We start from the raw sequence: 26,150 nt of genomic DNA, 5'->3' as shown, positions 1-26,150 counted from the left end.
TCGCCCTTCTCACGTTGCGCGCTATCAGTGAGATTCACTCTGCGGCGTGAATCTCAGCTCAATCAGCGCGATGGCTTTCTGGATCGCCCGAAGCGTAACCGGGTCAGCCGCAGCGGGATGGCTGGAAAAATCGATGTTTTTCAGCTGGGTAGACATCTTCTCGCGCACTTCCACCGGCGCGATAACATCTAAGACATCAAGGATCTGTTTGATGACCAGCTGGCATGCGACAACATCAGATACCAGTTCCTGATCGGCGCTCAGGTTTTGAGACATGGGGGGATTCTCCTTATTCAAAGGCCGCCATAGTAACAAAACACGCCCCCTTTCATCTCCTTTCTGGTGGTTGCAGGCATAAAAAAACCTGCCGAAGCAGGTTTTTTTATCAGAACATCGCGCCAGGCGGCACGTCTTTGAAGGTGTTGCAGAAGTTAGCCCACATGCTTTTGAGGATTTTGCGCAGTTTCATTGTGATGCTCCATTAACTTGTTATACAACTTTATCGTCAATGTGCCTATAATATGACCACCATCACAAAAATCAATATTTTTGTGACTCACATCACAATTTTTTCTGTATTCAACTACGCGTGTTAGCCGACAATCTCGCGCACGAAAGCCTCGATCTCTTTGTCCTGGCAGTTTTCAAAGAAGCACTGCTGGAAGCGCTGGCCGGAAACGGCGGTTTTTACCAGCTCAGGATCGATTGCCCGCAGCGTGTCCAGATAGTTCTCTTTGACCACAGCCGCTTTCACCTGATTCAGGATCCCCGCATTACGTACCTGAGGCTCTTTGCGCTCTGGCGGATAACCTTCTCCCTTGCGGCCGGTGAACGCTTTTTCGAAGATAAAGCGAACGTTCAGCTCTGCGCCCCAGCCGAAGCCTTTGGCAAACGGCAGGGCAAGCGCGTTACCGTTGTTAATCTGGGCGAAGAGAAACGCATCTGCAGGGTCGATACAGTAACCGCAGATCACGCCCGGGTGGATGTTCAGCGACATCAACGCCCCCTGGCCCGTTCCACACCCAGTCACCACAAAATCGACGGCCTTCGCATTGAGCAAAATGCTCGCCATGATCCCCAGATGGATATAGGTCAGATGATGGTCGTTCTCATCGCTCATGCCAACGTTATACACCGGGAACCCTTTTTCATCGGCGACCGTTTTTAACTCTTTCAGAATCACTGGATTTTTTGCGGCCTGGCTGTTTTCCATCATCAGTGCGATTTTCATTGTCTCTCTCCTGAATGCGTTGCGGGCGAGCCCATCATGGATACCTTTTCATCTTCACCCTACTATCACACAAACACACTTTCAAATTAAATGAAAGATTGTTTTAAAAAACCAAAGAGGACTCACATTTTTGTTAATGACAGGTCTGAGCCCGGCCCGTTGCAAAGAGAAAGGGCAGATTGTCCGGCTATTCAGGGCATTGCGGCGGACAGCGAGGGGTACGATAACGTATTTCCCTCCACTCAGAGCGAACCATGAAAAGAGTCTTCGTTGTCGGCACGGTCCTGCTGCTCGCGGGATGTAGCATCAACCGCCAGGCACAGGTGAGCAGTCTGGATGCGCCAAATGGCATAGTCCGCCTTGACTATGGTCAGGCCGCCCTGCAAAACGCCTGGTCTGATGAATATGTGAACAATGGCACTGCAACCAAAGCGTGCCAGGGCATGGGATATGCCACCGCCTCTTCCTATGGGCAGCCCATTAAAACCTGCACCCTGATTAGCGGCTCACTGTGTCTGAACGAGAGCGTGACCATTCAGTACAAATGCATGGGTTATGCTGTTAAACCGGCCACCAGTAATCCGTGGTATTAATCTGCGCTGCCAGTTTTGGCTGGCAGCCCGTTAAAATAAATAATTCTCATTTATAAATATAAATATCGCCAATGCGTTTTATTCCCATTCGTATTTTTAAATAAACAAATATTTATTTTACGTTTTGCATATAATTCAATAACAAATTATAGTGTCGCTCATTGTGAACCAGAAATAATAAACCGGAGCGTCACCATGCTGAAAACTGAAATGATCGACAAGCTCAATGCGCAAATGAATCTTGAGCTTTTTTCCTCCCTGCTCTACCAGCAGATGAGTGCCTGGTGCAGCTATCACAGCTTTGAAGGTGCCGCCGCGTTCCTGCGTCGTCACGCTCAGGAAGAGATGACCCACATGCAGCGTCTCTTTGATTATCTGACAGATACCGGCAGCCTGCCGCGCATTGATAACGTGGCATCACCGTTTGCGGAGTATGGCTCACTTGATGAACTCTTCCGCGCTACCTACGAGCACGAGCAGCTGATCACCCAGAAAATTAACGAACTGGTGCATGCGGCAATGACCAGCCAGGATTATCCAACCTTTAATTTCCTGCAGTGGTATGTGGCCGAACAACACGAAGAAGAGAAACTGTTTAAATCGGTTCTGGATAAATTATCGCTGGCCGGTAAAACCGGTGAAGGTCTTTACTTTATTGATAAAGAACTCTCTACGCTTGATACCCAGAATTAATATCGATACGGCGCTGACTTTCAGCGCCGTATTTTTTTACATGCAACCTGCGCAACTGGTACAGCGCCAGTCATGCGGATTTACGGCCTGGAAAAAGTACCGGTAGTTTGCCGCCTCAAGCGGGATCCCGGCGTCGAAGAATAAATCCGTCAGCCAGTCCACGTTTTCGATTATCCACTCATCCTCTTTTAACCCCTGTGCAAAGGTCTCATCCTCAGGATCGATAATCGAATAAATCGCCCATGTGCCCATATCCTTTTCACGTCGGGATTCCGGCAACGTCAGCGCCGTATTCTGCCAGCTGATGATCCAGTGGCCGTGACATAGCAAATTGCCTCCCCGGCTCCAGGCCGCTGTGAATGGATTTTCCCCCGCCATCAGACCCTCATTTTATTTTATGTTTTGCAATTTTTGTTTAAATTACGCCTGATTTTCACGCGATCCTATTGTCCTTATGAAGTAGCCTTACACCTCCGAAGGATCAGAGAGTTACCTGAAGAGCCTCGCCCGGCTAAAATCGTAAAGTTAAAATTACACTTCTTGTAACGGTCATTTGACGAAATACGGCTTTTCCCTTACTCTGCGCCGCAGATTTTGTCGCGATCGTGAAGCGTTGTAGAGGAAAGCGTGAAAAACAGAACCCTGGGAAGTATTTTTATCGTCGCCGGAACGACGATTGGCGCAGGAATGCTGGCGATGCCGCTGGCCGCCGCGGGCGTCGGATTTGGCATGACATTACTGCTGCTGGGTACGCTCTGGGCATTAATGTGTTACACCGCGCTGTTGCTGCTTGAGGTTTATCAGCACGTCCCCGCCGATACCGGGCTGGGTTCGCTTGCGGCACGCTATCTGGGCCGTTACGGACAGTGGGTGACAGGCTTTAGTATGATGTTTCTGATGTACGCCCTGACCGCTGCATATATCAGCGGTGCCGGGGAATTGATCGCTTCCAGCGTCAACGACGGGTTCGGTGCTGACATTACGCCAGCGACGGGGGCCATCTTCTTTACGCTCATCGGCGGCGGCGTAGTCTGTGTGGGCACCTCGCTGGTCGATCTGTTTAACCGTTTTTTATTCAGCGCCAAAATTCTTTTTCTGATTGTAATGCTGGTTCTGCTGGCACCGCATGTTCATAAGGTCAACCTGCTGACGCTGCCGCTGGAAAAAGGCCTGGCGCTTTCCGCGATCCCGGTCATTTTTACCTCATTTGGCTTCCACGGCAGTGTGCCAAGCATTGTCAGCTACATGAACGGTGATATTCGCAAGCTTCGCCGCGTGTTTGTTATCGGTAGCGCCATCCCGCTGATTGCCTACATTTTCTGGCAGCTGGTGACGCTGGGCAGTATCGACTCTTCCACCTTTATTGGCTTGATGGCGGAACACGCCGGTCTGAATGGTTTCTTGCTGACGCTGCGTGAAGTGGTAACTTCTCCACACGTGGAGCTGGCGGTGCATCTGTTTGCCGATCTGGCGCTGGCCACCTCCTTCCTGGGCGTGGCGCTCGGTCTGTTCGATTATCTGGCAGATCTGTTCCAGCGTCGCAATTCCGTCACCGGCCGCTTACAGACAGGGGCGATCACCTTCCTGCCTCCGCTGGCCTTTGCCCTCTTCTACCCGCGCGGGTTTGTCATGGCGCTGGGGTATGCGGGGGTGGCTCTATCCATCCTTGCCCTGCTGCTCCCTTCTCTGCTGGCGTGGAAGAGCCGCCAACAGCATGCCCGGCAAGGATACAGGGTGGCAGGTGGAAAGCCGCTGCTGTGCATTGTGTTTGCCTGCGGGGTCGTCATTATTCTGGTGCAATTTTTAATTGCGGCGGGAATGCTGCCGGAAGTGGGGTAAAAAAAAGGGGCTATCGACAGCCCCTTTTTTATCAGTGTAAGCAACAGCTCTTAAACTTCTTCCCGCTGCCGCACGGACACGGATCGTTACGCCCGACCTTTGTGCCGTTAACAATCGGTTTCTTCGCTTCCGGTTGCTGTGGGTTAGCAGACCAGTAGTCGTATAAGCGCAGCGCCGCTGGCTGGATACGCTCAATGCTGGCGATGTACTCCTCTTCGCTCAGCGCGTCCAGCTTCTCGCTGTTCTCTTCTGAGCCGTGAAGCGCGATGACATCCAGATCCGCTTTCAGCTCTTCAGGCAGTGCAGACCAGTCGGTCAACGACACGCCGCGCATATAGCCATAACACCACTCTTCCACCACGGTGTAGCTCTGGCCGTCCACGTCGTTATAACCAAACATCGGCTCAAACTGATCCGGGAATTCGCTCAGGCGCTCAGCAATGTCGTTCATATGCTTAAAGCAGAGATCGATAAAACGGTTCATTTCTCGATCGTTTTTCCAGCGCGGGATATATTTCTCGCCGCCCCATACCGCCACCAGCCAGGTGTCTGGCTCGACAACCACGGGGCCGGAAAGCACTGCCGTAAGCATGCCGTCCAGTTCGGACACGTCAATCACGGACGCATCGTCATGACCGTAAGACATTAACGTCTCTTCCAGCCACGCCATTTCGCTTTCATTTAATGGGCCTTCAGTCATTGCTGACACTCCTGATCAAAAAGGAAAGGATCCTAGCACATATCGTACGCCTTTCCCGGCGGAAGTTACGGGAATTATTGCTGCAAAAACGTGCAAATCGTGACCCTTGCACAACTTATGGGCTTTATTGTTAACGAGATGTGATCTCCGCTGTAATTTCAGTGCGTTCCGCAAGGCTGCGTACAACGGCGCTCTATACTCAACATGTCGCAACGCCGTCAACAGGTTAACCATTCTGGCAACGATTTTGCTTAATCTTCAGCACGCGACACTGCGCATGGAAACCTCGCCGTATTAAGCAGGATGCTGACCGTATCTTGTTCGTAACATCATTTTTCTCGCTCGTGTTTTTGATTGGCTGCGCCGTCGGGCGTTCGGGTTTACACCGTGGTGCAAAAACCTCATTGCTAAGGAACACAATAATGTCGCTGAAATTAATCAGAACTCCTCTTTCTCTTGTGTTGGCCGGTTGTCTGGTGACGGCATTTTCCGCCCGGGCAGATATTGTCATTGGCGTGGCCGGGCCATTTACAGGCCCCAATGCCACCTACGGCGATCAGTACTGGCATGGCGCAACACAGGCAGCAGAGGACATTAACGCCGCAGGCGGGATCAACGGTGAAAAAATTAAGCTGGTTCAGGGAGATGATGCCTGCGAGCCCAAGCAGGCCGTTGCCGTCGCCAACCGTTTAGTCGACCAGGATAAGGTCAACGCGGTGGTCGGTCATTTCTGCTCTTCGTCCACCATGCCCGCCTCTGAGGTGTACAGCGACGCGGGGATCATCGCAATCACGCCTGGCTCCACCAACCCGCAGATTACCGAGCGCGGCATGAGCGATATGTTCCGCATGTGCGGCCGCGATGACCAGCAGGGTCAGGTCGCCAGCGATTTCATTATCGACAAGCTGAAAGCCAAACGGGTGGTGATCATTCACGACAAAGACACCTACGGTCAGGGGCTGGCGGACGCCACCAAAGCCGCACTGGCAAAACGCGGCGTGCAGGACGTGATGTACGAAGGGTTATCCCGCGGTGAAAAAGACTTTAACGCCCTGGTCACCAAAATTGGGGCGCAAAAACCGGACGTCGTCTTCTTCGGGGGCTGTCACCCAGAAGCCGGCCCGCTGGTTCGCCAGATGCGTGAACAGGGCGTGCAGGCAAAATTCTTCTCCGGCGACTGTATTGTCAACGAAGAGATGGTGACCGCGGCGGGAGGCCCCCAATATACCAACGGCATTTATATGACCTTCGGTAAAGATCCGCGCCTGATCCCGGACGGTAAAGCGGTAATTGAGAAATTCCGCGCCGGTAAATTCGAACCGGAAGGATACACCCTCTACTCCTATGCCTCCGTGCAGGCTATCGCCGCGGCATTCAAGGCGACGGGCGGCAAGGACTCAGCCAAAGCCAGCGAATGGCTGAAGGCTAATTCCGTCGATACGGTGATGGGCAAAAAAGCCTGGGACAGCAAAGGCGATCTGAAAGTCTCTGACTACGTGGTGTATCAGTGGGACGACAAAGGAAAGTATAAGGAAGTGCCGTAACAGGACGGAGTCACGCTCAACGTCGGCAGGGCCGCCTGCCGACGCAAACAACACATCAGGCTGCGCGGTTTGCGCGGCCGTTATAAAGAGCGCGCTAAGATGAGTACATTCTTCCTGCAACAGTTAATTAATGGCTTAACGCTGGGCTCCGTCTACGGACTCATCGCCATCGGTTATACGATGGTGTACGGCATCATCGGCATGATTAACTTCGCCCACGGCGAAGTGTATATGATCTCTGCCTATCTCTGCGCGATTGGCCTGGCGCTGCTCTCCTTCTTCGGCCTGCAGTCGTTCCCTCTACTGATCCTCGGCACGCTGGTATTCACCATCGTGGTCACCGGAGTGTATGGCTGGACCATCGAGCGCATTGCCTATAAACCGCTACGCAACTCCACCCGTCTGGCACCGCTGATCTCCGCCATCGGCATGTCGCTTATCCTGCAAAATTACGCGCAACTGAGCCAGGGGCCGCGTCAGCAAGGGGTGCCCACCATGCTGGATGGCGTGATTCGTCTGCATCTGGGAGAGGGGTTCGTGCAGATTACCTATACCAAAGTATTCATTCTGGTCGCCTCCTTCGCCGGGATGCTATTGCTCACCTGGATTATCAGCCATACCCGGCTGGGACGCATGTGTCGCGCGGTACAACAGGATCGAAAAATGGCCTCCATTCTGGGGATAAATACCGACAGGATTATTTCGCTGGTATTTGTCATCGGCGCGGCAATGGCCGGTCTGGCCGGGGTGCTCATTACCATGAATTACGGCACCTTTGATTTCTACGTCGGGTTTGTGATTGGTATCAAAGCCTTTACCGCCGCGGTGCTAGGAGGGATCGGCTCGCTGCCCGGCGCGATGCTCGGCGGGCTGATTCTGGGGGTGGCCGAGGCTCAGTTTTCCGGCATGGTGAACTCGGACTACAAAGATGTGTTCTCGTTTGGGCTGCTGGTCATGATCCTGATTTTCCGCCCTCAGGGGCTGCTCGGCCGCCCTGTTGTCGCCAAAGTGTGAAGGAGAAAACGATGACATCACACGGTTTCCCCCTCAAGCGCTGCCTGCTGGACACGATGTTTTCCGGGCTGATCGCATTGATTATTTTTGGCCCAATTGCGGGCGTGGTACTGGACGGGTATAGCTTTAACTTTGCCGGACAGCGCCTGGCCTGGATGGTCGGCACAGTGATGGTTGGGCGTTTTCTGCTGAGCGCTTTTTTAAGTACCTCTGCCGGGGCCCGTTTTCAGGCGCGGTTCGAAGCCGACAGCGCGGGGGTATATGTTCGCCCGCCGGAATACAAAAGCCGTCTGCGCTGGGTTATTCCTCTGGCGATCGCCCTTGCGATCTGCTTCCCGTTTGTCGCCACCAAATACCTGCTGACGGTTGCTATCCTCGGGCTGATTTACGTCCTGCTCGGCCTCGGCCTGAATATCGTCGTGGGTCTGGCCGGACTGCTGGATCTGGGGTATGTCGCCTTCTACGCCATCGGTGCTTACGGGCTGGCGTTGGGGTATCAATATCTGGGACTCGGATTCTGGAGCATGCTGCCGCTGGCGGCAATTATGGCTGCGGCTGCCGGTGCCCTGCTCGGCTTCCCGGTGCTGCGCATGCATGGCGACTACCTGGCGATTGTGACGCTCGGGTTCGGGGAAATTATCCGTCTGGTGCTGAACAACTGGCTAACCTTCACCGGCGGGCCTAATGGCGTGTCAGCCCCACCGCCTACGTTTTTCGGACTGGAGTTTGGTCGACGCGCCAAAGAAGGTGGCGTGCCATTTCATGAATTTTTCCATCTGACGTACAACCCGAATATGAAGTTTATCTTTATTTACGCGGTGCTGTTTCTGGTGGTGCTGCTGGTGCTTTATATCAAGCATCGTCTGACACGAATGCCAATTGGCCGGGCATGGGAAGCCCTGCGGGAAGATGAAATCGCCTGCCGCTCCATGGGCCTCAACCATGTGCTGGTTAAGCTTTCGGCCTTTACGCTGGGCGCGTCAACGGCCGGGATTGCGGGCGTGTTCTTTGCCACCTATCAGGGTTTTGTGAATCCAACCTCATTCACCTTTTTTGAATCTGCGCTGATCCTCGCCATCGTGGTATTGGGCGGCATGGGCTCTACGCTCGGAGTCGTACTGGCAGCCTTTGTGCTCACCGTGACACCCGAGCTGTTGCGCAGCTTTGCTGAGTATCGCGTCCTGCTGTTTGGCATGCTGATGGTGGTGATGATGATCTGGCGTCCGCGCGGGTTGATCCGCATTAACCGCAGCGGGTTTGCCGTGCGTAAGGGCGTGGCGCCATGAACGGAACGATATTAAGCGTAGAGCACCTGATGATGCATTTTGGCGGGATCAAGGCGCTTAATGATGTCAATCTCGACGTGCAGCGCGGTTCGATTACCGCCCTTATCGGCCCAAACGGCGCTGGCAAAACCACCGTCTTTAACTGCCTGACCGGCTTCTATAAAGCGTCCGGCGGGAACATTCTGTTTAACGCACGCAACAGAACGACCAACGTCATTCAGGTACTCGGGCAAAAATTCCAGCCGGACGACTGGATTCACCCTGCACAGTTGGGGCAGCGCCTTTTCTATAAGATGTTTGGCGGGACGCATCTGGTTAACCGCGCCGGGCTGGCACGCACCTTCCAGAACATTCGTCTGTTCCGCGAGATGTCGGTCGTGGAAAACCTGCTGGTCGCACAGCATATGCGCGTTAACCGTAATTTGCTCGCCGGGATCCTCAATACCCCCGCTTACCGACGGGCAGAGAGCGATGCCCTGGACAGGGCCTTTTACTGGCTTGAGGTGGTGGATCTTGTGGAGTGTGCCAATCGCCTGGCGGGCGAGATGTCCTACGGCCAGCAGCGGCGTCTGGAAATCGCGCGCGCCATGTGCACCGGACCAGAGATGATCTGTCTGGATGAACCCGCCGCCGGGCTCAACCCGGTTGAAACGCACAAGCTCAGCAACATCATCCGTTTTCTGCGCGACCACCACGGCATTACGGTACTGTTGATTGAACACGATATGGGGATGGTGATGGAGATTTCGGACGACATCATTGTGCTCGACCATGGAGACGTCATCGCCAGGGGAAAACCCGAGCAGATCCAGCATGATGAAAAAGTGATTGCCGCGTATCTGGGCACCGATGAAAACGAGGTCAATCGATGAGCGAACCGATGCTGGCCTTTCGCGAGGTGGACGTGTTTTACGGCGTGATCCAGGCGCTGAAACAGGTAACCCTTGAAGTAAACAAAGGGGAAACCGTGGCGCTGATTGGCGCTAACGGCGCGGGTAAATCGACATTACTGATGTCTATCTTCGGCCAGCCGCGTATTCGCAGCGGGCAGATCGTGTTTTGCGGAGAGGACATTAGCCATAAATCGACCCACTATGTCGCCTCCGAAGGCATTGCCCAGGCGCCGGAAGGACGACGCATTTTTCCCGATATGACCGTGGAGGAGAACCTGCTGATGGGGACCATCCCCATTGGCAGCCAGTTTGCAACGGAAGATATGCACACCATGTTTGACCTCTTCCCTCGCCTCAAAGAGCGGCGTAAACAGCGCGCGATGACCATGTCCGGCGGGGAACAGCAGATGCTGGCTATCGCCCGGGCGCTGATGAGCCGCCCTAAACTCCTGCTTCTGGATGAACCCAGCCTCGGCCTGGCACCGATTGTGGTGAAACAGATCTTCCAGACGCTGCGCGAACTGGCCCGCAACGGGATGACCATTTTTCTGGTGGAGCAGAATGCGCACCACGCGCTGAAGCTTTCTGACCGCGGCTACGTGATGGTTAACGGGCAGATCCGCCTGAGCGGCAGCGGAGAGGAGTTACTGGGGAATCAGGAGGTGAGGAAGGCGTATTTGGGCGGGGTGTGATGTCAAAGGCTGGTCATTAACTTCTTGAACAGCAGAGCGCGCCAACATTATTTATTTGTTGAATTTCCCTTTATCCCAGCCTTCACCGCGAGCAGTTAAATCGACCGATGGCGCGACCGCTATCCCCTCAGCATCATAAAAAAATGCGGAGGTCGTAAAGTCGTATACGGTGCCGTGAACGGTGAAAGAGATGTTATTTCCGATTCCATCAACTTTTGCTCGTGGCGTGTTCGCTGTAAGCGTGGGGGCAATGTGCTGTTTTTCGAGTCCCTCCAGGGGATCGCCGTCAAACTTGCTCGCCAAAAAATAGCGGTATACGTCCCCTGTTGTCGTGTCCGGTTCTGCGTATTCAGTGATATATAGCCACGTCCGCGGAGTGAGCTGACGAACCTCGTAAAGCTTGTCTCGCACAGTTAAGCGCTGAATATGCTGTAAATAGCAGTACATCGCGATCATAACGGCCATAATCACAGTGGCGGTCCAATGCAGCACTCTAAAAGTGGTGCTGTTTAGCATAGTCTATTCCCTGTTTTATCCAGAACTGATCAATCGGGTCATCGCCGAACGGTGGGCCTTGCATGAAATTTCCCCATTCTTTTCTTGATGTGCCCGCTTTCCACTGCGCCGCACCAGCGGCCATATGTAAAATTTCTGCCGGAATGCAAGCAGCATAGCCCACTGCCCCGAAATGAAAGTTACCAAAATCAGCCCACAGCCGATTTTTTTGTTTGTAATCCCACGGCCCACCGTTTCTGACTCGCTGATAAAACCAGATATACGTTAGCGGAGCGGCCATGTCCTGCACTTCGCACCGTGCTCTCGCGAGTCTGATATGTTCCCGTAAAATCTCCAGCCCACGGGGTGGGTAAATTGGTATACATGCCATCCTTGATCTCTGTAGCCATTTAAAGCAGGCAACATAAAAGTAATTGAGATTGTGTATATTGCCCGAGATCAATTTAAAATTTTTATTATTAATATCAATAAGTAACGTAATTTCATTTCAATCACCAATGGCACAATCTGTATTACGCGCTATCCAGTTTTAGCCGTTAATGACCGTTTAATCATCAAAAAGGAGTTTTTGAAATGGCTATTCCTGCTTACTTATGGCTTAAGGATGATGGTGGTGCGGATATCAAAGGATCTGTTGATATTTTAGATCGTGAAGGGAGCATTGAAGTGCTTTCCTTTAGCCACGGCTTATTGGTTCCGACCGATAACGGGACGGGCAAAATAACCGGTACGCGCCTCCATGCGCCTCTCGTAATCGAAAAAGAGTTTGATAGCTCGAGTCCGTACCTCTACAAAGCGGTAGCAACTGGCCAGACGCTAAAAAGCGCAGAGATAAAATGGTATAAAATCAACGATGCAGGACAAGAAGTTGAATACTTCAATATGTTGCTTGAAAACGTCCGGGTAGTCAGTATTAACCCCGTTATGCATAACTGCAAAGAGCCAGCATTACAGATACACAATCACAACGAAGGTATACAGCTCCGCTATGAGCGTATCACCTGGAAGTACTGCGACGGGAATGTCCAATACTCGGACGCATGGAACGAGCGCGTTACAGTCTAATGCAGGGCGGTTAATCCGCCTTATTTTTTGCACCCACTCTTGCATTCATACCAGGAAAAGCAAATTTCAAACACAAAAAAACCACCTTTCGGTGGTTTCACGACACTGCTTATTGCTTTGATTATTCTTTGTTTCCCATGGTACCCGGAGTGGGACTTGAACCCACACAGCGCGAACGCCGAGGGATTTTAAATCCCTTGTGTCTACCGATTCCACCATCCGGGCTCGGGAAGAAAGTGGAGGCGCGTTCCGGAGTCGAACCGGACTAGACGGATTTGCAATCCGCTACATAACCGCTTTGCTAACGCGCCGTAAAACTTTTTTAAACTGACACCCGCTATTGCGCATGTCTTTAATCTGGAGCGGGAAACGAGACTCGAACTCGCGACCCCGACCTTGGCAAGGTCGTGCTCTACCAACTGAGCTATTCCCGCATGTCATCAAGTTAACTGCTAACCACTTGATTTCATTATCGTCCGGCTAACTGTGCCGCCGTTCGATGCGTTGCATTCTACTGATATGACGTGATGAGTCAACGTTATTTTTTGCATCCCCGGATCGTTTGCTGAAAATTACGGCGAAACGATCACTGTTCAAGCAAATCTCCGCGCGCCGCGTTCAAATATTGCAGCATTGACCACAGGGTCAGCACCGCGGCAACCCACAGCAGGCCGATTCCCGCCCACTCTACCCAGGCGTTCGGACGCCACAGCATCCAGACCAGCGCCGCCATTTGCGCGGTGGTTTTCACTTTACCGATCCAGGATACCGCCACGCTGCTGCGTTTACCCAGTTCAGCCATCCATTCACGCAGTGCAGAGATGATGATCTCGCGTCCAATCATGGTGGCGGCTGGCAGTGTCACCCACCAGGTATGGTAATGTTCAGCCACCAGCACCATGGCAATAGCCACCATCACTTTATCGGCCACCGGATCGAGGAAAGCACCAAAACGGGTGCTTTGGTTCCAGCGGCGCGCCAGATAACCATCAAACCAGTCGGTGACCGCGGCAACCAGGAAAATCAGCGCACAGGCAAAAGGGGCCCAGACAAACGGCAGATAAAACGCGAGTACAAAGAACGGGATAAGCACGACGCGAAAGAGAGTGAGCAACGTAGGGATGTTATATTGCATAATGACGGTAACTATTTGTTGTCAGTAAAATTTAGCTCTATGTTGCTACAGAGCCCTCAATGTTTCAACGAGTAGTAGATCTTTTCTGCCAGCCCTTGCGAAATACCCGGCACTTTTGCAATTTCCTCCATGCTGGCGTTGAGTAATCCTTGCAATCCGCCCATATACTTCAGCAGCATCTGGCGACGTTTTGGCCCAACGCCTTCAATGGTCTCCAGCGTGCTGGTGTTTTTCACCTTCGCCCGTTTTTTACGGTGACCGCTAATGGCGTGATCGTGTGACTCATCGCGAATATGCTGAATAACATGCAGCGCCGGGGAATCCGGCGGCAGGCTAAAGCCCTCACCTTCCGGCTCGAAGAACAGCGTCTCCAGCCCGGCTTTACGATCGGCCCCTTTTGCCACCCCCAACAGCAGGGGATGGTTTTTATCCCAGCTGACATCCAGGGATTCAAAGACCGCCTTCGCCTGGCCGAGCTGCCCTTTCCCGCCGTCAATCAGGATCACATCCGGGATCTTGCTCTCTTCAATAGCTTTACCATAGCGACGACGCAGCACCTGATTCATTGCCGCATAGTCATCCCCCGGGGTGATGCCGGTGATGTTGTAGCGACGATACTCAGCACGCAGCGGACCGTTCGCATCGAACACCACGCAGGAAGCAACGGTCTGCTCCCCCATGGTATGGCTGATGTCGAAACACTCCATGCGTTTCACTTCCGGCAATTTCAGCAGCGTCGCCAGAGCCGTTAAACGCTGACTCACCGTCGACTGCTGGGAAAGTTTGGTGCTGAGCGCTGTCGCGGCATTGGTACGCGCCAGCTTCAGATAACGCGCACGGTCGCCGCGCGGTTTGGTCTGGACATTCACCCGACGTCCCGCCAGCTCGGATAAGGAATCGGCCAGCAGGGTTTTATCGGCAAGGTTAAAATCAAGCAGGATCTCCGACGGTAGCGTGCGCATCTGGCTCCCCTGCAGATAAAACTGGCCGACAAACGTTTCAACCACTTCACCCAGCTCCGTACCGCCTGGTACTTTCGGGAAATAGCTGCGGCTGCCGAGCACTTTGCCCTGACGAATAAACAGCACATGCACACAGGCCAGACCGGCATCAAAGGCAACGCCGATCACGTCGAGATCGTCACCGGTGTTCGAAACAAACTGTTTCTCCGTCACCCGGCGCACCGCCTGAATCTGGTCACGTATGCGCGCGGCCTCTTCAAACTCCAGCGCGGCGCTGGCTTTCTCCATACGGGCAATCAGTTGGGTCAGGACCTGATCGTCTTTACCGGCTAAAAACAGGCGCACGTACTCAACCTGCTGCGCGTACTCTTCTTCACTCACCAGCCCGGCGACGCAGGGCCCCAGACAGCGGCCAATCTGGTACTGCAGGCACGGACGCGAGCGGTTACGGTAGACACTGTTTTCGCACTGACGAACAGGAAAGATTTTTTGCAGCAGCGCCAGCGTCTCACGCACGGCATAGCCGTTAGGAAACGGCCCAAAGTATTCACCCTTCGCATGTTTCGCACCACGGTGCATCGCGAGCCGGGGATGGGTATCGCCGCTCAGAAAAATAAACGGGTAGGATTTATCATCCCGGAGCAGAACGTTATAGCGCGGCTGATAGAGCTTAATATAGTTGTGCTCAAGCAGGAGTGCTTCTGTCTCCGTATGGGTGACGGTGACATCAATATTCTGGATGAGCGCGACCAGCGCTTCAGTCTTACGGGAGGCAAGGTTGCTGCGAAAATAGCTGGAGAGGCGTTTCTTGAGATCTTTCGCCTTCCCCACGTAGATAACCGTACCGCCAGCGTCATACATGCGATAAACGCCAGGCTGGCTGGTCACGGTTTTCAGAAATGCTTTTGAATCAAATACATCACTCACTGACTTAATAACGTCTCCGCATTACACAGACCATGACGGATGGCAAGATGAGTCAGTTCAACATCACCGTGGATGTTCAGTTTACTGAACATCCGATAACGATAGCTGTTCACCGTTTTCGGGCTGAGATTCAGTTGCTCCGAGATCTCATTTACCTTCTGGCCTTTGGTGATCATCAGCATAATCTGCAATTCACGCTCAGACAAACTGGCAAACGGAGATTCGGTTTTCTCCGGCTCAATCTGGCTCAGCGCCATTTGTTGCGCAATGTCGGAAGCAATGTAACGCTGGCCGGCAAAGACGGAACGAATCGCGTTCACCACTTCCTGCGGCGCGGCGCCTTTACTGAGGTAACCTGCCGCCCCTGCCTGCATCACCTTCGCAGGAAGCGGGTTTTCGGTATGTACGGTCAGCATGATGACTTTTGTGTCAACAAAGGTACGCGCGATTTTGCGTGTTGCTTCAAGCCCACCGATACCGGGCATGTTCATATCCATCAGCACCACATCGGCTGAATTGGTGCGGCACCATTTAACGGCATCTTCGCCACAGCACGCCTCACCGGCAACTTTAATACCTTTTATATCTTCAAGAATGCGTCGTATCCCTGCGCGCACCAGTTCGTGGTCATCAACAAGAAGGACGTTGATCAAAGGGAATGTCTCCAGAATAGGGATAACGCTACTGAGTGATAATTGGCTTTATATTAACGTTTTTCCTCACAAGATTAAAACGTTAAAAAACCGGCTATTCGATTTCGCTCGCGTTTTTGGAAATTAGCCTGTACAGATGCTGGAAAGAAAGCCCGCGCGGTGAGCGCTTGTACGGCTTTTTTTAAGCATCTGTATTCAAAAGGTTACAAAAATCGCTGCCCCGTCACGGTCAAAAAAACAGTTCTTAAATTTTTGTAACAATAATTAACGGCAAGCGAACCGGCCATAAACAATTAATAATCTTCGACCCTGTACAGTTTACTGGCACGCGGTGTTTATGCAAATAAACACCCTGCGGAAAAGTATGAAAAACAACCGCTGCATTTTTTGGAACAGCTTGTGGTATACTCCGCCGCCTTGACTTGCATCATCGCGCGCGAGCGCTGTTTTATAACGAGGAAAATAAATGAGCACACCTGAATTTGCAACTGCGGAGAATAGCCAGGAACTGGCCCAGGAAGTCAACTGCCTGAAAGCCCTGCTGACGCTGATGTTACAGGCAATGGGTCAGGCTGACGCCGGACGTGTGATCATTAAAATGGAAAAGCAAATCGCGCAGATGGAAAACCAGGCTGAGTCAGCGGTATTTGCCAATACCGTTAAGCAAATTAAACAAGCCTACCGTCAGTAAAAAAAACGGCTGAATGTGTTGCATTCAGCCGTTATCTCGTCTGGCACGCAGAACGTTCTCTCTGCTCAGATTAACCCTGTCGCCGCCGCGTAACACGCAATCTGCGTCTTGTTTGGCGCGTTGAATTTCTTCTGCATATTCTTCTGATGGAAGTTAACGGTATTCTCCGAGATAGAGAGAATGATCGCTATTTCCGCTGATGTCTTCCCTTCCGCAGTCCATTTCAGAATTTCCCGCTCACGTTTGCTGAATTTCATTTCGGGTGGCATCACCATCTCATCTTCAAAACGCAGCAGGCTGGTTAACGCCATTTGCAGCAGCATCTGCAACCGCAGCTCTAATTCTTCGCTGGTGATCGCGCCCGCCTGAACGCTGGTACACGAAACGGACAGGAAACCGAGCGCGTGATTTGGCAGCATCAGGCACTGTGTTATTCCCTTACGCAAGCCATGGTCGCGTGCGCCATTCCATAATGCCTCAGCGTCCGCGAATAATTCATCCGTCCAGGGTAAATGGCCCTGAATGAAATTCTCCGGTTTGAGCACCGGATCAATGGCGAAATAATTCTCTGACTGATATTGCGCCATCCACCGTTGTGGATACGTGGCGTGTACAGATATCCTGGGGCGCGTAAATGGCACAGGATGGCGTACACAGAGTGCGTAATAATCAAATTCGAGCGCCTGAGTTTGTCGCTGTAGTTCCTGATATACCTCACTGGCACTGGTCAGTGCCTGAAACCGGAGGAAGCAATCCCGTCGCCAGGTGAAAAAGTCTGAATCCTTCATACTTACTAAATGAAGCCTCTGAAATGATATTCATTATTAAGGTGAATATAACCTAACACATAAAACTTATTTCTAACCACAAAATATCGGCAATAACACAATTAACTTTAGTTTTGATAAGGTTTATCTGTACTGAGCGGAATAAAAAAACATGGCAGACGAAACCGCGAGAGAATAATTTGCTCCAGAAGAAAAATCTGGAGCAAATGCGTGCAAAAATGCTACTGCATAAGGAATTTTTCAAGGAATTGACGGGTTCGCGGCTGTTGCGGGTTGGCAAATAAACTTTTTGCCGGCCCCTGCTCCACAATCCGTCCTTGATCCATGAAAATAGCCCGGTCGGCGACGTCACGGGCAAAGCTCATTTCGTGAGTCACAATGACCATGGTGCGTTTTTCCTGTGCCAGCTGTCGAATAGTGTTAAGCACCTCGCCCACCAGCTCAGGATCGAGCGCAGAAGTGGGTTCGTCAAAGAGGATCACATCCGGGCGCATTGCCAGCGCGCGGGCTATCGCCACACGCTGCTGTTGCCCGCCCGAAAGACGACGCGGGTAGCTGGTCTCTTTTCCTGCCAGCCCCACTTTGGCAAGCAGTTCACGCGCGCGTGCCGTGGCTTCCTCTTTTGGTTCACCTTTCACAATCACCGGACCTTCAATAATGTTCTCCAGCACCGTCCGGTGCGGGAACAGATTGAAGCTCTGGAAAACAAACCCCACGTGCTGGCGCAGCTGGCGGATCAGGCCTTTTTGCTGGCTGATGGATTTACCGGTATCAATGGTGATCTCCCCAACCCGAATGGTGCCTCCCTCCGGCTGTTCAAGCAGGTTAATGCTGCGCAGCAGCGTGGTTTTTCCTGAGCCGCTCGGGCCGATAATCGCCACCACTTCACCCTGCTCCACCTCCAGATCGATCCCGTGGAGCACCGTTTGCCCGTGGAATTTCTTCACCAGGTTTTTAACGTCGATAGCACTCATTTTGGATCACGCTCCTGGCGGTTAAGCTGGTTTTCAAAATAGTTTTGCAGGGCAGACAGCACCGTCGCCATCACCCAGTAGATCAGCGAGGCAGCAAGATACATGGTAAACACTTCAAGCGTGCGCGAGGTGATAAGCTGCGCCTGACGGAACAGCTCCGGCACCTGAATCGTCGCCGCGAGCGAGGTGTCTTTCACCAGGCTGATAAAGCTGTTGCTGAGCGGCGGCAACGCCACCCGCGCCGCCTGCGGCAGAATGGCCCGGCGCAAGGTTTGCCACGGTGTCATACCGATACTGGCCGCGGCTTCCCACTGCCCTTTATCAATCGACGAAATTGCCGCACGCAGGGTTTCCGAGGTATACGCCGCCGTATTAAGCGACAGGCCAATCATCGCTGCCGGGATCGGGTCCAGTTCAATCCCGAACTGTGGTAAACCGTAGTAGATCATAAAGAGCTGCGCGATAAGCGGCGTGCCGCGAAACACAGAGATATAAAAACGAGCCAGCCAGCGCACCGGCCAGACGGACGACATACGCATTAAGGCCAGCACAAACCCGAGGACCAGGCCGAAGAACATGCCACCAATACTGAGCTGTAAGGTGAACACCGCGCCTTTCAGCAGGAACGGCAGCGAATCGATAACCAGTTGAATACTTTCTTGCATTATTATTTTTCGACCTGATTTTTAGACATTAGGATGATAGGCAAACAGCGCGGGCGCGCCGCCGGTGTGCACAAATAAAATCGGCCCTTCATCCTTAAAGCGTTTCTGCGCAATGCCATCAATAAGCCCGGCCATCGCTTTGCCTGTATAGACCGGATCCAGCAGTATGCCCTCAAGGCGCGCCAGCAGTTTAACCGCTTCCATTCCCTCTTCGTTCGGCGTGCCGTAACCCGGCGCAAAATAGTCGTCCCACAGCAGAATATCGGCCTTTGCCTTCAGCTCCAGCTGCTCTGCCACCGCCTGCTGCAAGCTCAGCACTTTGGGTTTCTGATCCGCAACGCTGCGCGATACCGTCACACCAATCAGCTCAACGTCGGGCAGCAGGTGCTCCAGCCCGACGGCCAGCCCCGCGTGCGTGCCTGCACTGCCAGAGGCAACCACCACTGACGAGAGGCTCACCGCCCCTTCGCACTGCTGAGCAATCTCCAGCGCGCTTTCCACATATCCCAGCGCACCCAGCGCATTCGAGCCGCCCACCGGAATGACATACGGACGAAAGCCCTGTGCTTCAAGGCGTGTGGCCAGCTCATCGAGCTGTGCGGTCGGGTCGGTCAACGCATCGACCATTTCAACCTGCACGTTAAAGAGATCCAACAGCAGACGGTTACCGTTGGTCAGGTAGTTCTCTGCCCGTGTACCGATTGGGTTTTCCAGCAACGCCACGCAGTGCAGCCCAAGTTTTGCCGCCACCGCCGCCGTCTGGCGAACGTGGTTGGACTGAATCGCCCCTGCAGTGACGAGCGTATCCGCCCCTTCACGCAGCGCATCAGCCGCCAGAAACTCCAGTTTGCGCAGCTTATTGCCCCCCATCGCCATTGGCGTCACGTCATCACGCTTAATAAAAATATCGCGTCCTAAATAGTCAGAAAATCGCGGCAGATACTCCAGCGGCGTCGGCGCGCCGATAAACTCCAGGCGGGGAAAGCGCGTTAAATTCTGTAGTGACATGGGTTCTCCGGTAACTCAGACAAAATGTGATATTTTTCATTATGCACGCAGACGCGTAAGAAATAAAAAAGGCGCTTTTAAAAGCGCCTTTTTTTAACGTCAAAGACTTATTTGGTGACGTCTGCCCCAAACCACTTCTCAGAAAGCGCTTTCAGGCTGCCGTCTTTTTGCATATCCGCAATGGCGGAGTCGATCGCCTTGACCAGGTCTTCGTTACCTTTACGGACAGCAACCCCGGATTCCTGACGAGAGAACGCATCACCGGCGACCGCCAGGGTGTTGTTGGTTTTCTTCACCAGATCCAGTGCCGCCAGACGGTCAACCAGGATGGCATCGATACGGCCAACGCGGAGATCCTGGTATTTTGTCGGGTCATCATCATAGGTGCGGATATCCACACCCTGAACGTTCTGGCGCAGCCACTCTTCGTAGTTGGTTCCCAGACCGACACCGACTTTTTTACCTTTCAGATCCGCGGCCGTTTTGATTGAGCCTTCGTTGCCTTTCTTCACCAGCGCCTGGATACCGGACACGGTGTACGGCGTGGAGAAGTCATACTTCTTCTTACGCTCGTCAGAAATGGTCACCTGGTTAATCACCACATCAATACGTTTGGAATCCAGCGACGCCAGCATACCGTCCCATTTGGTCGGTTTCAGGGACGCTTTCACCCCAAGGTGTTTCGCCAGTTCTTCTGCAAATTCCACTTCGAAACCGGTCAGTTTACCGTCATCACCCTGGAAGCTGAACGGAGGATAGGTTCCTTCCAGCCCGACCAACAGCGTACCGCGCTCTTTCACTTTGTTAAGCAGGTTCTCTGCGGCGAAGGTTTTCACGCTCATTCCCGCGACCAGCGCAACGGCCATAACGCCCATCAGCGCCTGACGACCCAGAAGTGCTAATTTCATAAGTACCCCGATATAGTGGAATTTTTGTGTAGTGTAGAGAAATCGCCTGCAAGGTCAAAGGCGACTGCGCTACATCTTATTCTTTTTTAATATATATCAGAAGTTGTCCCGGCGTGGGCTTTCTGCTTTACCGCCGCCGGCATTTGGACCTTATATTGTGCGTACTTGCGCAGCGCAATACGGTAGTTATTGGTACTGGTCGCAGGCAGCCACGGCTCCAGGTTTTCATCCAGGTAGCCGGTCTTGAGCAGATCGCGGGAAATATTATTCACGGTCAGATGCTGTCCCAGGCGACGCAGGCGAACCACGTATTCGCGAACGGTCCCGTGGCTCATCTCGGTCTGTTCAAACAGGAACTGTTTGAAACCGATAATATCGAAGAAGTCGCTTTGCTCTTTGCAGTGGAGATCGCCACAGAAACGGCAAAGCGCCACCCACTCTTTCTGCTCTTCGAGCCACGCGGCTTCGTCCATCAACGTGTCGAGACGAGAAATCGCAATTTTGTTGACGATTTCGCCACGACGAACCAGCGTGATACGATCGAGTAACTTGTTACAGTGGGCGCAATGCGTCTGGCTGTGTTTAAAGTCTTTCAGGTAGCGGCTTAAAGGCCGTCTTTTAGATTGCTGCACCGTCATGATAACTCCTGGTTGTCAATACGTTGTGCGGCATTTTTCAGGTGAATCAATCACCTATAACTTACCCAGCTTGGTTCGTAAGCGTTTAATGGCCTGGCTGTGCAACTGGCTTACCCGCGACTCTCCCACTTCCAGAACAGCGCCAATCTCTTTGAGATTAAGCTCTTCCTGATAATAGAGGGTTAACACCAGCTGTTCGCGCTCTGGCAAAGCTTCAATGGCTTCCATCACGCGCTGGCGTAAATTACCTTCCATTAAATGGTGTAACGGGTTTTCTTGCTGATGCTCATCCGTCACCAGCTCGATGCTATCGCCATGCTCTTCGCGCCACTCGTCATAAGAGAAGAGTTGGCTATTATTGGTATCGAGCAACATCTGACGATACTCTTCAACAGGAATACCAAGCCGTTCCGCCACTTCCGTTTCCGTCGCGTTGCGTCCCAGTTCCTGTTCCAGCTGCCCCATCGCATGCGCCACTTCGCGCGCGTTGCGGCGAACACTGCGCGGCACCCAGTCCCGGCTGCGCAGCTCGTCCAGCATCGCACCACGAATACGCTGAACTGCGTAAGTGGTAAATGCCGTTCCTTGCAGAGCGTCGTATCGGTCAACTGCATTCAATAACCCGATACCGCCCGCCTGTAGCAGATCGTCCAGTTCCACGCTCGCCGGCAAACGCACCTGGAGGCGCAATGCTTCGTGACGCACCAGCGGGACATAACGCTGCCACAGCGAGTGTTTATCCATTACACCTTCAGCGGTATAGAGTGAATTCACGATAAACAGCCCTGCGTTAGTTGAGTTATCGGCATGATTATCCGATTCTGCAGGGCGTTCAATTGGATGAATAGTGGGTAAAATAAGGGGTTATTTGGGGGTTACCGATGCATGTCGGGATAACATGCATCCTGCAGCAGGAATAACGTCAGCCTTTTTTACACAGCAAGAATATGCTTGAACATAAATCAGGGTATTGATGGCCTAACTCGTAGCAGCCCTCAAGATATTGCGTCGAGATGATATCCGTCTGTAAAAGTTTATCCCACTGGAAATTAGCCAGCGCTTTGAAAAAAATACCTGTGCGATAAACCACATTCAGTCCGGCAAGACGGGCATCTCTCTCAAGCGTATCCAGAGAATAAGTGCAACGATGGCCATGGAGAAACTCGGCCTCTGTCACCGCACTATTATGCGAGATTAATCCCATTTTAACCGCAATCTGTCGGGAAGCGGCATGCGCATTGGGACACACCAGAAAAAGGTGTCCGTCATCCGTTAGCCATTCATCATTAATGCGTTTTAAGAGGTTAACGGGATCGTCAATATGCTCCAGCACATGGGTGAGAACAATATTGTCATAACGCTCAGGAAGTTGAACATCCTCAAAGCGGGAATGGACAAACGAGACATTTTTTCCCAGGCGCTCACGGGCGATGGTCATCGCCTCTTCGGAAGCTTCCACGCAGGTGATGGCGTTAAATTTTTCAGCCAGGCGTGCGGTGAAATCACCTTTAAAACTACCCAGTTCAAGTAAATTACCCGGCTTAAAGAACGGTGTGAACGCACGAATCATAAAAGGGTGCATCACATCAAAATCAAAGTTATAGGCGTACTGATGATCGGCAGTATCCTTGATTTCCAGATTGTAATCACGAAGGGTCATGTTGTTTTCTCTCTCTGTAAAGTCATGGTTATCTTTGAACCGTTTGCTATTCCAAAGGTAAAACCATGCTTTAGATATAAACGTTGTGCCGACACGTTATTCTTATCGACTTCAAGATTAATTTCAGTCACACCCTGGGAGTGTAAATGTGCAATGCTTTGAATTAACAGCTGACTACCCATGCCGCAATGCTGAGCGTCCGGCAAAACGGAAACATTCGTAATAAATCCCTGCTGACGCTGCGCGTTATAATAGGCAGCCACCAGTCCGGTGAGCGTGTTGTTTTGCCAGGCTTCGCTTCGCCATGCCCGCGCCACTATTTTTTGGGCATAGTCCTGTAACGCTATTCTTTCGCTGATTGACGCAATAAATAGCGGGTCACACCGGTTAAAATGTTCGACTATCTCCTCACGAGAGGCGCGGTTTTGACAAAACACCCAGCGATTCATAACACCAGTTCCGCAAGGCCGAAGCCCGCTTTGCCAAACGCATTACCGTTATAAAGCAAGTAGACTTTTTCATCGCAGCGGAAAAGATGGGGATAGCACTGCATTTCGCTGTCCCAGTCATCCACGGACGCGAGCGACGCCATCTGGCTATCATCACGATGCCAGTGGTGTAAATCATCAGACCAGGCATAGCCCAGACGATAACCGCGCCCCTGCCCAGTACGGAAGTCGAAACACTCCCGGAAGCAAAAGACCATATGATACCGCCCATTGATTTCAATCACCGTCGGCAGCGCCTGGCATTCGTCTTCCCCCAGCACCGAAGGAATGATTTGCTGGCTGTCACGCTGCCAGTTGATGCCATCGTCTGATTCCGCATGGGCAATTTTATAAATGCGATCCGGCACCGATTCCGGCGTGCGCTTTTTCCAGCCCGTGCCAAAGATGTACCACATGTGGAAACGTTCACGGGTATGGATGACAAAGGCATCACCCACTAAGTGTGGCTCGTGCAATGAGGGGCCCATCACCGGCCCGGTACCGACACGGGTGAAGTGTTCGCCATTGTCTGTGCTTACTGCCAGACCAATGGCCGTATCAACCGAGACCGAAACGCGACGGTTCCACCCGGTTGTCCAGGCCATGATTTTGCCGTCGTGACGCAGAACGTTGCAGGGGAAAATACCGTGCTCGTCGAATGTGCCCAGTTCAGCAGGAGCAAGCACCGGCTCGGGACTGATGCGAAGCACCTCCCGCAGAGATTTATCCATATCCACATAGCAGACGCGGCTGATGAACTTTGCTGAGTGCTTTTCTTGCTCACGCGTGGAGAAGTAGATACGGACAAAGTCATCAAACACCAGCGCTTGCGGAGACTGAGCAAACCCCACCCCATTTGCCAGAGGAGGAAACTGTGACGGCGAATAGATAAGTCCGTGCTTACGCCAGTTCAGGGTTAGCATAATTTGCCCTCAAGTTGTGCCAGGCCAAAGCCATAGCGGCCCACCTGATCCCCCAGATAAGCCATGTAAATAGTGCCATCCAGTTCAAATACGTGGGGGTAGCTGATCATCTCGGCATCCCACCCGGAGGCAGACACATCAATGCCAGCTTTACTGTCATCCCGATGCCACGTGATCATATCCAGACTCCACGCGTAGCCGATGCGGTAACCGTTCTGCTTTCCGCGATAATGGGCGCTGTAGCGGTAGCAAAAGAACATATGGTATTTGCCGTTGGCGTAAAAGACATCCGGGCTGGCCTGCGCCTCGTCCTCTTCGATACGGCTGGGGATCAGATCTTTATTCAGCTTCGTCCAGTTGATGCCATCGTCTGAGGTCGCCATGCGGATCTTGTAGACCGGCTCTGCGCGGCCATCCACCCACTTCCATTTGCGCCCGGCGATATAAAAAAGCTGCCACTGGTTATTGAATCTACGAATTTTTGGCCCACTCATCACAAACGGCTCATCCGGTGAGTAGCCAATTGCCGGTCCCGGGCCCGCTTTAACAAAGGTTTCCCCCTGGTCATGGCTCACCGCCATGCCAATCGCCACGTTAAACGGCACCGATTCGCAGCGGGTCCAGCCTGCATACCAGGCTTTTACCACATCGTTATCGCGCATTACGGAGACGGGATAGGTTCCAAATTCGTCGAACTCTCCGTATCCGCCCAACGGGAGAATCGGTTCGCGGGCGACGCGCAACACGTGGAAGAGATCGTCACGTGCCAAATCGACCCAGGCGGAGTAGCTGACATATTTTCCCTGTTCATCGGCGGGTGGACGGCAGGAGAAATAGACGCGTACGAAATCATCAAAGATCAGCGTCGCAGGGGCCTGCGCAAACTCTTTAAGCCAGGGGAGATGGGTCACTTCCTGCGGGGTAAAGACCTTACCCAATTTTTTCCATGTAAACATATTAAATTAACTCATAACCATGCTGGAGGCGACGAACCACCTCATTGCGAGGGTTAAACATCATGACGTCAATAATCGACAGCCACGGAATAAACGCCGCGTCAGAATGCGGGTAGTGCCACGGCTGCGGCTGGATAAATTTCAGCTCAAGCCCGCGGTCGACAAAATCCTCCCGGGAATAGAGCGCCATGCCCCCCGGAGGATTAATATACGTACGGGCGTTCATCACCTGACAAATATCGATGACGCGATCCTGAGACTTTAACGCGTGATTCGCCGGTAATGAGGACGAGACAATCAGCTCGCAGGAGAAGCCAAAAAAGTCCCGCAGCCGGTTCAGCCCCTGCCACAGATAATTAAACAGGTTATCGTCCGGGTTCTGAATAATCTCCTCAACAACCGGCATTACCGCAGAAAATGAGGGGGCGTGGCGATACGCCCCGATTATCTGATTGCACAGCTTGTTGCGGTCAAATGCGGCTGAGAGCTGCCGCTCCCTGATATCCAGAAAGTCCGAGTCTTTTTTTAGCGGCAGCGAGATTAACGACTCCGCACCGCGAACCTGAATACGGTTACGGTTAATCCACCCTTTTTTCGTGTATTTGATGTTGTCATACACCACGAAAGCATCAACGGCCGCCATGAGCTGAAAATAGCCGCAATACGGGAAAAAATAGGGTTGCATGATCGCCAGCTTCATCGGGTTCC

At 52.5% G+C, this 26,150-nt stretch carries 33 protein-coding genes and 3 tRNA genes; 11 read left to right on the top strand and 25 right to left on the bottom strand.

The window, feature by feature from the left end; genetic code table 11:
* Window positions 1-24: 24 nt before the first annotated feature.
* The 3 genes from ACOTZF_RS12815 to ACOTZF_RS12805 form a co-directional block, all read right to left on the bottom strand.
* Complete coding sequence (locus tag ACOTZF_RS12815; protein WP_023620128.1) at window positions 25-276, bottom strand: DUF2766 family protein; 252 nt, start codon at window positions 274-276, stop codon at window positions 25-27.
* Between the two features lie 109 nt (window positions 277-385).
* The gene (gene azuC, locus ACOTZF_RS12810; protein ID WP_129252506.1) at window positions 386-469 is read right to left on the bottom strand and encodes a stress response protein AzuC; all 84 of its coding nucleotides are present in this window, start codon (window positions 467-469) and stop codon (window positions 386-388) included.
* A gap of 123 nt (window positions 470-592) precedes the next feature.
* Window positions 593-1,231, bottom strand: a complete 639-nt coding sequence (locus ACOTZF_RS12805; RefSeq protein WP_013096040.1) for an RpiB/LacA/LacB family sugar-phosphate isomerase — start codon at window positions 1,229-1,231, stop codon at window positions 593-595.
* A 254-nt stretch (window positions 1,232-1,485) separates the two neighbouring features.
* Here ACOTZF_RS12805 and yecR point away from each other — a divergent pair, with 254 nt between their 5' ends.
* Window positions 1,486-1,824 (top strand): YecR family lipoprotein, encoded by a 339-nt coding sequence (gene yecR / locus ACOTZF_RS12800; protein WP_013096039.1) that lies wholly within the window; start codon window positions 1,486-1,488, stop codon window positions 1,822-1,824.
* A 195-nt stretch (window positions 1,825-2,019) separates the two neighbouring features.
* Window positions 2,020-2,517 (top strand): non-heme ferritin, encoded by a 498-nt coding sequence (gene ftnA, locus ACOTZF_RS12795; RefSeq protein ID WP_013096038.1) that lies wholly within the window; start codon window positions 2,020-2,022, stop codon window positions 2,515-2,517.
* Between the two features lie 36 nt (window positions 2,518-2,553).
* On the opposite strand, the gene ACOTZF_RS12790 is transcribed toward ftnA, so the two are convergent.
* Window positions 2,554-2,895, bottom strand: a complete 342-nt coding sequence (locus ACOTZF_RS12790; RefSeq protein ID WP_013096037.1) for a hypothetical protein — start codon at window positions 2,893-2,895, stop codon at window positions 2,554-2,556.
* 249 nt (window positions 2,896-3,144) lie between these two features.
* Between ACOTZF_RS12790 and tyrP the strand changes: the two genes are divergently transcribed.
* On the top strand, window positions 3,145-4,356 hold the full coding sequence (gene tyrP / locus ACOTZF_RS12785) for a tyrosine transporter TyrP (protein ID WP_129252414.1): 1,212 nt from the start codon (window positions 3,145-3,147) through the stop codon (window positions 4,354-4,356).
* A gap of 31 nt (window positions 4,357-4,387) precedes the next feature.
* On the opposite strand, the gene ACOTZF_RS12780 is transcribed toward tyrP, so the two are convergent.
* A complete protein-coding gene (locus ACOTZF_RS12780) occupies window positions 4,388-5,056 on the bottom strand; it encodes a YecA family protein (protein WP_020687622.1) in 669 nt (222 codons plus the stop codon).
* A 422-nt stretch (window positions 5,057-5,478) separates the two neighbouring features.
* Here ACOTZF_RS12780 and ACOTZF_RS12775 point away from each other — a divergent pair, with 422 nt between their 5' ends.
* From ACOTZF_RS12775 to ACOTZF_RS12755, 5 genes are all read left to right on the top strand, one after another.
* Window positions 5,479-6,600 (top strand): branched-chain amino acid ABC transporter substrate-binding protein, encoded by a 1,122-nt coding sequence (locus ACOTZF_RS12775; RefSeq protein ID WP_029882586.1) that lies wholly within the window; start codon window positions 5,479-5,481, stop codon window positions 6,598-6,600.
* Between the two features lie 99 nt (window positions 6,601-6,699).
* On the top strand, window positions 6,700-7,614 hold the full coding sequence (locus ACOTZF_RS12770; protein WP_020687620.1) for an ABC transporter permease subunit: 915 nt from the start codon (window positions 6,700-6,702) through the stop codon (window positions 7,612-7,614).
* 11 nt (window positions 7,615-7,625) lie between these two features.
* Window positions 7,626-8,900, top strand: a complete 1,275-nt coding sequence (livM, locus tag ACOTZF_RS12765) for a high-affinity branched-chain amino acid ABC transporter permease LivM (RefSeq protein WP_129317747.1) — start codon at window positions 7,626-7,628, stop codon at window positions 8,898-8,900.
* A complete protein-coding gene (locus ACOTZF_RS12760; protein ID WP_129252411.1) occupies window positions 8,897-9,772 on the top strand; it encodes an ABC transporter ATP-binding protein in 876 nt (291 codons plus the stop codon). The genes livM and ACOTZF_RS12760 overlap by 4 nt, the downstream gene beginning before the upstream one ends.
* Window positions 9,769-10,485, top strand: coding sequence for an ABC transporter ATP-binding protein (locus ACOTZF_RS12755; RefSeq protein WP_013096030.1), 717 nt, complete (start codon window positions 9,769-9,771; stop codon window positions 10,483-10,485). The genes ACOTZF_RS12760 and ACOTZF_RS12755 overlap by 4 nt, the downstream gene beginning before the upstream one ends.
* Window positions 10,486-10,536: 51 nt before the next feature.
* On the opposite strand, the gene ACOTZF_RS12750 is transcribed toward ACOTZF_RS12755, so the two are convergent.
* Together ACOTZF_RS12750 and ACOTZF_RS12745 are read right to left on the bottom strand one after the other, a co-directional pair.
* The gene (locus tag ACOTZF_RS12750) at window positions 10,537-11,001 is read right to left on the bottom strand and encodes a hypothetical protein (protein ID WP_095452733.1); all 465 of its coding nucleotides are present in this window, start codon (window positions 10,999-11,001) and stop codon (window positions 10,537-10,539) included.
* On the bottom strand, window positions 10,979-11,281 hold the full coding sequence (locus ACOTZF_RS12745; RefSeq protein WP_226834736.1) for a polymorphic toxin type 44 domain-containing protein: 303 nt from the start codon (window positions 11,279-11,281) through the stop codon (window positions 10,979-10,981). The genes ACOTZF_RS12750 and ACOTZF_RS12745 overlap by 23 nt, the downstream gene beginning before the upstream one ends.
* A 293-nt stretch (window positions 11,282-11,574) precedes the next feature.
* Between ACOTZF_RS12745 and ACOTZF_RS12740 the strand changes: the two genes are divergently transcribed.
* Entirely contained in the window at window positions 11,575-12,066 is a 492-nt protein-coding gene (locus ACOTZF_RS12740; protein WP_014832451.1) for an Hcp family type VI secretion system effector, read from the top strand.
* Between the two features lie 138 nt (window positions 12,067-12,204).
* Here the strand turns inward: ACOTZF_RS12740 and ACOTZF_RS12735 are convergent.
* From ACOTZF_RS12735 to uvrY, 6 genes are all read right to left on the bottom strand, one after another.
* Window positions 12,205-12,291 (bottom strand) — tRNA-Leu (locus ACOTZF_RS12735).
* A 12-nt stretch (window positions 12,292-12,303) separates the two neighbouring features.
* Window positions 12,304-12,377, bottom strand: a tRNA-Cys gene (locus ACOTZF_RS12730).
* 47 nt (window positions 12,378-12,424) lie between these two features.
* Window positions 12,425-12,500: transfer RNA gene (locus tag ACOTZF_RS12725), tRNA-Gly, on the bottom strand.
* A 152-nt stretch (window positions 12,501-12,652) separates the two neighbouring features.
* A complete protein-coding gene (gene pgsA / locus ACOTZF_RS12720; protein ID WP_013096028.1) occupies window positions 12,653-13,201 on the bottom strand; it encodes a CDP-diacylglycerol--glycerol-3-phosphate 3-phosphatidyltransferase in 549 nt (182 codons plus the stop codon).
* Between the two features lie 56 nt (window positions 13,202-13,257).
* On the bottom strand, window positions 13,258-15,090 hold the full coding sequence (gene uvrC, locus ACOTZF_RS12715; protein ID WP_013096027.1) for an excinuclease ABC subunit UvrC: 1,833 nt from the start codon (window positions 15,088-15,090) through the stop codon (window positions 13,258-13,260).
* Window positions 15,087-15,743, bottom strand: coding sequence for a UvrY/SirA/GacA family response regulator transcription factor (gene uvrY, locus ACOTZF_RS12710; protein ID WP_013096026.1), 657 nt, complete (start codon window positions 15,741-15,743; stop codon window positions 15,087-15,089). Before uvrY ends, uvrC begins: the two co-directional genes overlap by 4 nt.
* A 399-nt stretch (window positions 15,744-16,142) precedes the next feature.
* Between uvrY and ACOTZF_RS12705 the strand changes: the two genes are divergently transcribed.
* Window positions 16,143-16,223, top strand: a complete 81-nt coding sequence (locus tag ACOTZF_RS12705) for a hypothetical protein (RefSeq protein ID WP_418250438.1) — start codon at window positions 16,143-16,145, stop codon at window positions 16,221-16,223.
* Window positions 16,210-16,434 (top strand): DUF2594 family protein, encoded by a 225-nt coding sequence (locus tag ACOTZF_RS12700; RefSeq protein ID WP_013096025.1) that lies wholly within the window; start codon window positions 16,210-16,212, stop codon window positions 16,432-16,434. Before ACOTZF_RS12705 ends, ACOTZF_RS12700 begins: the two co-directional genes overlap by 14 nt.
* A gap of 65 nt (window positions 16,435-16,499) precedes the next feature.
* Here the strand turns inward: ACOTZF_RS12700 and sdiA are convergent, their stop codons facing one another.
* The 12 genes from sdiA to ACOTZF_RS12640 form a co-directional block, all read right to left on the bottom strand.
* Window positions 16,500-17,222: a transcriptional regulator SdiA gene (gene sdiA / locus ACOTZF_RS12695; protein ID WP_023622078.1), complete on the bottom strand. Its 723-nt coding sequence runs from the start codon at window positions 17,220-17,222 to the stop codon at window positions 16,500-16,502.
* A 221-nt stretch (window positions 17,223-17,443) separates the two neighbouring features.
* Window positions 17,444-18,196 carry an L-cystine ABC transporter ATP-binding protein TcyN gene (tcyN, locus tag ACOTZF_RS12690; RefSeq protein ID WP_013096023.1) on the bottom strand — a complete coding sequence of 251 codons (753 nt, stop codon included), beginning with the start codon at window positions 18,194-18,196 and terminating at the stop codon, window positions 17,444-17,446.
* Complete coding sequence (tcyL, locus tag ACOTZF_RS12685) at window positions 18,193-18,861, bottom strand: cystine ABC transporter permease (protein ID WP_129252409.1); 669 nt, start codon at window positions 18,859-18,861, stop codon at window positions 18,193-18,195. Before tcyL ends, tcyN begins: the two co-directional genes overlap by 4 nt.
* A gap of 21 nt (window positions 18,862-18,882) precedes the next feature.
* Window positions 18,883-19,869 carry a D-cysteine desulfhydrase gene (gene dcyD / locus ACOTZF_RS12680; protein ID WP_128310489.1) on the bottom strand — a complete coding sequence of 329 codons (987 nt, stop codon included), beginning with the start codon at window positions 19,867-19,869 and terminating at the stop codon, window positions 18,883-18,885.
* A 107-nt stretch (window positions 19,870-19,976) separates the two neighbouring features.
* Window positions 19,977-20,777: a cystine ABC transporter substrate-binding protein gene (gene tcyJ, locus ACOTZF_RS12675; RefSeq protein ID WP_013096020.1), complete on the bottom strand. Its 801-nt coding sequence runs from the start codon at window positions 20,775-20,777 to the stop codon at window positions 19,977-19,979.
* A gap of 86 nt (window positions 20,778-20,863) precedes the next feature.
* Entirely contained in the window at window positions 20,864-21,415 is a 552-nt protein-coding gene (gene fliZ / locus ACOTZF_RS12670) for a flagella biosynthesis regulatory protein FliZ (protein ID WP_013096019.1), read from the bottom strand.
* Between the two features lie 54 nt (window positions 21,416-21,469).
* Window positions 21,470-22,189, bottom strand: coding sequence for an RNA polymerase sigma factor FliA (locus ACOTZF_RS12665; RefSeq protein ID WP_013096018.1), 720 nt, complete (start codon window positions 22,187-22,189; stop codon window positions 21,470-21,472).
* Between the two features lie 148 nt (window positions 22,190-22,337).
* A complete protein-coding gene (locus ACOTZF_RS12660; RefSeq protein WP_023622419.1) occupies window positions 22,338-23,075 on the bottom strand; it encodes a class I SAM-dependent methyltransferase in 738 nt (245 codons plus the stop codon).
* Entirely contained in the window at window positions 23,072-23,524 is a 453-nt protein-coding gene (locus ACOTZF_RS12655; RefSeq protein WP_048972054.1) for a GNAT family N-acetyltransferase, read from the bottom strand. The genes ACOTZF_RS12660 and ACOTZF_RS12655 overlap by 4 nt, the downstream gene beginning before the upstream one ends.
* Window positions 23,521-24,486, bottom strand: coding sequence for a hypothetical protein (locus ACOTZF_RS12650; protein WP_013096015.1), 966 nt, complete (start codon window positions 24,484-24,486; stop codon window positions 23,521-23,523). The genes ACOTZF_RS12655 and ACOTZF_RS12650 overlap by 4 nt, the downstream gene beginning before the upstream one ends.
* A complete protein-coding gene (locus ACOTZF_RS12645) occupies window positions 24,480-25,442 on the bottom strand; it encodes a glycosylase (RefSeq protein WP_028028148.1) in 963 nt (320 codons plus the stop codon). The genes ACOTZF_RS12650 and ACOTZF_RS12645 overlap by 7 nt, the downstream gene beginning before the upstream one ends.
* Before the next feature lies 1 nt (window position 25,443).
* Window positions 25,444-26,142 (bottom strand): WbqC family protein, encoded by a 699-nt coding sequence (locus ACOTZF_RS12640; protein ID WP_062728741.1) that lies wholly within the window; start codon window positions 26,140-26,142, stop codon window positions 25,444-25,446.
* Between the last annotated feature and the right edge of the window lie 8 nt (window positions 26,143-26,150).

Source organism: Enterobacter cloacae complex sp. SHL021 (assembly GCF_049237765.1).
In the GTDB taxonomy this organism is placed as follows: domain Bacteria; phylum Pseudomonadota; class Gammaproteobacteria; order Enterobacterales; family Enterobacteriaceae; genus Enterobacter; species Enterobacter cloacae.
The sequence above is the reverse complement of the archived record's forward strand: the minus strand, read 5'-3'. Positions and strand labels throughout refer to the sequence as shown.

Bases quoted from the DNA above. Each gene is read 5' to 3' on its own strand.
- ACOTZF_RS12815 (WP_023620128.1), bottom strand. From the start codon at position 276: ATGTCTCAAAACCTGAGCGCCGATCAGGAACTGGTATCTGATGTTGTC.
- azuC (WP_129252506.1), bottom strand. From the start codon at position 469: ATGAAACTGCGCAAAATCCTCAAAAGCATGTGGGCTAACTTCTGCAAC.
- ACOTZF_RS12805 (WP_013096040.1), bottom strand. From the start codon at position 1,231: ATGAAAATCGCACTGATGATGGAAAACAGCCAGGCCGCAAAAAATCCA.
- yecR (WP_013096039.1), top strand. From the start codon at position 1,486: ATGAAAAGAGTCTTCGTTGTCGGCACGGTCCTGCTGCTCGCGGGATGT.
- ftnA (WP_013096038.1), top strand. From the start codon at position 2,020: ATGCTGAAAACTGAAATGATCGACAAGCTCAATGCGCAAATGAATCTT.
- ACOTZF_RS12790 (WP_013096037.1), bottom strand. From the start codon at position 2,895: ATGGCGGGGGAAAATCCATTCACAGCGGCCTGGAGCCGGGGAGGCAAT.
- ACOTZF_RS12780 (WP_020687622.1), bottom strand. From the start codon at position 5,056: ATGACTGAAGGCCCATTAAATGAAAGCGAAATGGCGTGGCTGGAAGAG.
- ACOTZF_RS12775 (WP_029882586.1), top strand. From the start codon at position 5,479: ATGTCGCTGAAATTAATCAGAACTCCTCTTTCTCTTGTGTTGGCCGGT.
- ACOTZF_RS12770 (WP_020687620.1), top strand. From the start codon at position 6,700: ATGAGTACATTCTTCCTGCAACAGTTAATTAATGGCTTAACGCTGGGC.
- livM (WP_129317747.1), top strand. From the start codon at position 7,626: ATGACATCACACGGTTTCCCCCTCAAGCGCTGCCTGCTGGACACGATG.
- ACOTZF_RS12760 (WP_129252411.1), top strand. From the start codon at position 8,897: ATGAACGGAACGATATTAAGCGTAGAGCACCTGATGATGCATTTTGGC.
- ACOTZF_RS12755 (WP_013096030.1), top strand. From the start codon at position 9,769: ATGAGCGAACCGATGCTGGCCTTTCGCGAGGTGGACGTGTTTTACGGC.
- ACOTZF_RS12750 (WP_095452733.1), bottom strand. From the start codon at position 11,001: ATGCTAAACAGCACCACTTTTAGAGTGCTGCATTGGACCGCCACTGTG.
- ACOTZF_RS12745 (WP_226834736.1), bottom strand. From the start codon at position 11,281: ATGGCCGCTCCGCTAACGTATATCTGGTTTTATCAGCGAGTCAGAAAC.
- ACOTZF_RS12740 (WP_014832451.1), top strand. From the start codon at position 11,575: ATGGCTATTCCTGCTTACTTATGGCTTAAGGATGATGGTGGTGCGGAT.
- pgsA (WP_013096028.1), bottom strand. From the start codon at position 13,201: ATGCAATATAACATCCCTACGTTGCTCACTCTCTTTCGCGTCGTGCTT.
- ACOTZF_RS12700 (WP_013096025.1), top strand. From the start codon at position 16,210: ATGAGCACACCTGAATTTGCAACTGCGGAGAATAGCCAGGAACTGGCC.
- sdiA (WP_023622078.1), bottom strand. From the start codon at position 17,222: ATGAAGGATTCAGACTTTTTCACCTGGCGACGGGATTGCTTCCTCCGG.
- tcyN (WP_013096023.1), bottom strand. From the start codon at position 18,196: ATGAGTGCTATCGACGTTAAAAACCTGGTGAAGAAATTCCACGGGCAA.
- tcyL (WP_129252409.1), bottom strand. From the start codon at position 18,861: ATGCAAGAAAGTATTCAACTGGTTATCGATTCGCTGCCGTTCCTGCTG.
- dcyD (WP_128310489.1), bottom strand. From the start codon at position 19,869: ATGTCACTACAGAATTTAACGCGCTTTCCCCGCCTGGAGTTTATCGGC.
- tcyJ (WP_013096020.1), bottom strand. From the start codon at position 20,777: ATGAAATTAGCACTTCTGGGTCGTCAGGCGCTGATGGGCGTTATGGCC.
- fliZ (WP_013096019.1), bottom strand. From the start codon at position 21,415: ATGACGGTGCAGCAATCTAAAAGACGGCCTTTAAGCCGCTACCTGAAA.
- ACOTZF_RS12660 (WP_023622419.1), bottom strand. From the start codon at position 23,075: ATGACCCTTCGTGATTACAATCTGGAAATCAAGGATACTGCCGATCAT.
- ACOTZF_RS12655 (WP_048972054.1), bottom strand. From the start codon at position 23,524: ATGAATCGCTGGGTGTTTTGTCAAAACCGCGCCTCTCGTGAGGAGATA.
- ACOTZF_RS12650 (WP_013096015.1), bottom strand. From the start codon at position 24,486: ATGCTAACCCTGAACTGGCGTAAGCACGGACTTATCTATTCGCCGTCA.
- ACOTZF_RS12645 (WP_028028148.1), bottom strand. From the start codon at position 25,442: ATGTTTACATGGAAAAAATTGGGTAAGGTCTTTACCCCGCAGGAAGTG.
- ACOTZF_RS12640 (WP_062728741.1), bottom strand. From the start codon at position 26,142: ATGAAGCTGGCGATCATGCAACCCTATTTTTTCCCGTATTGCGGCTAT.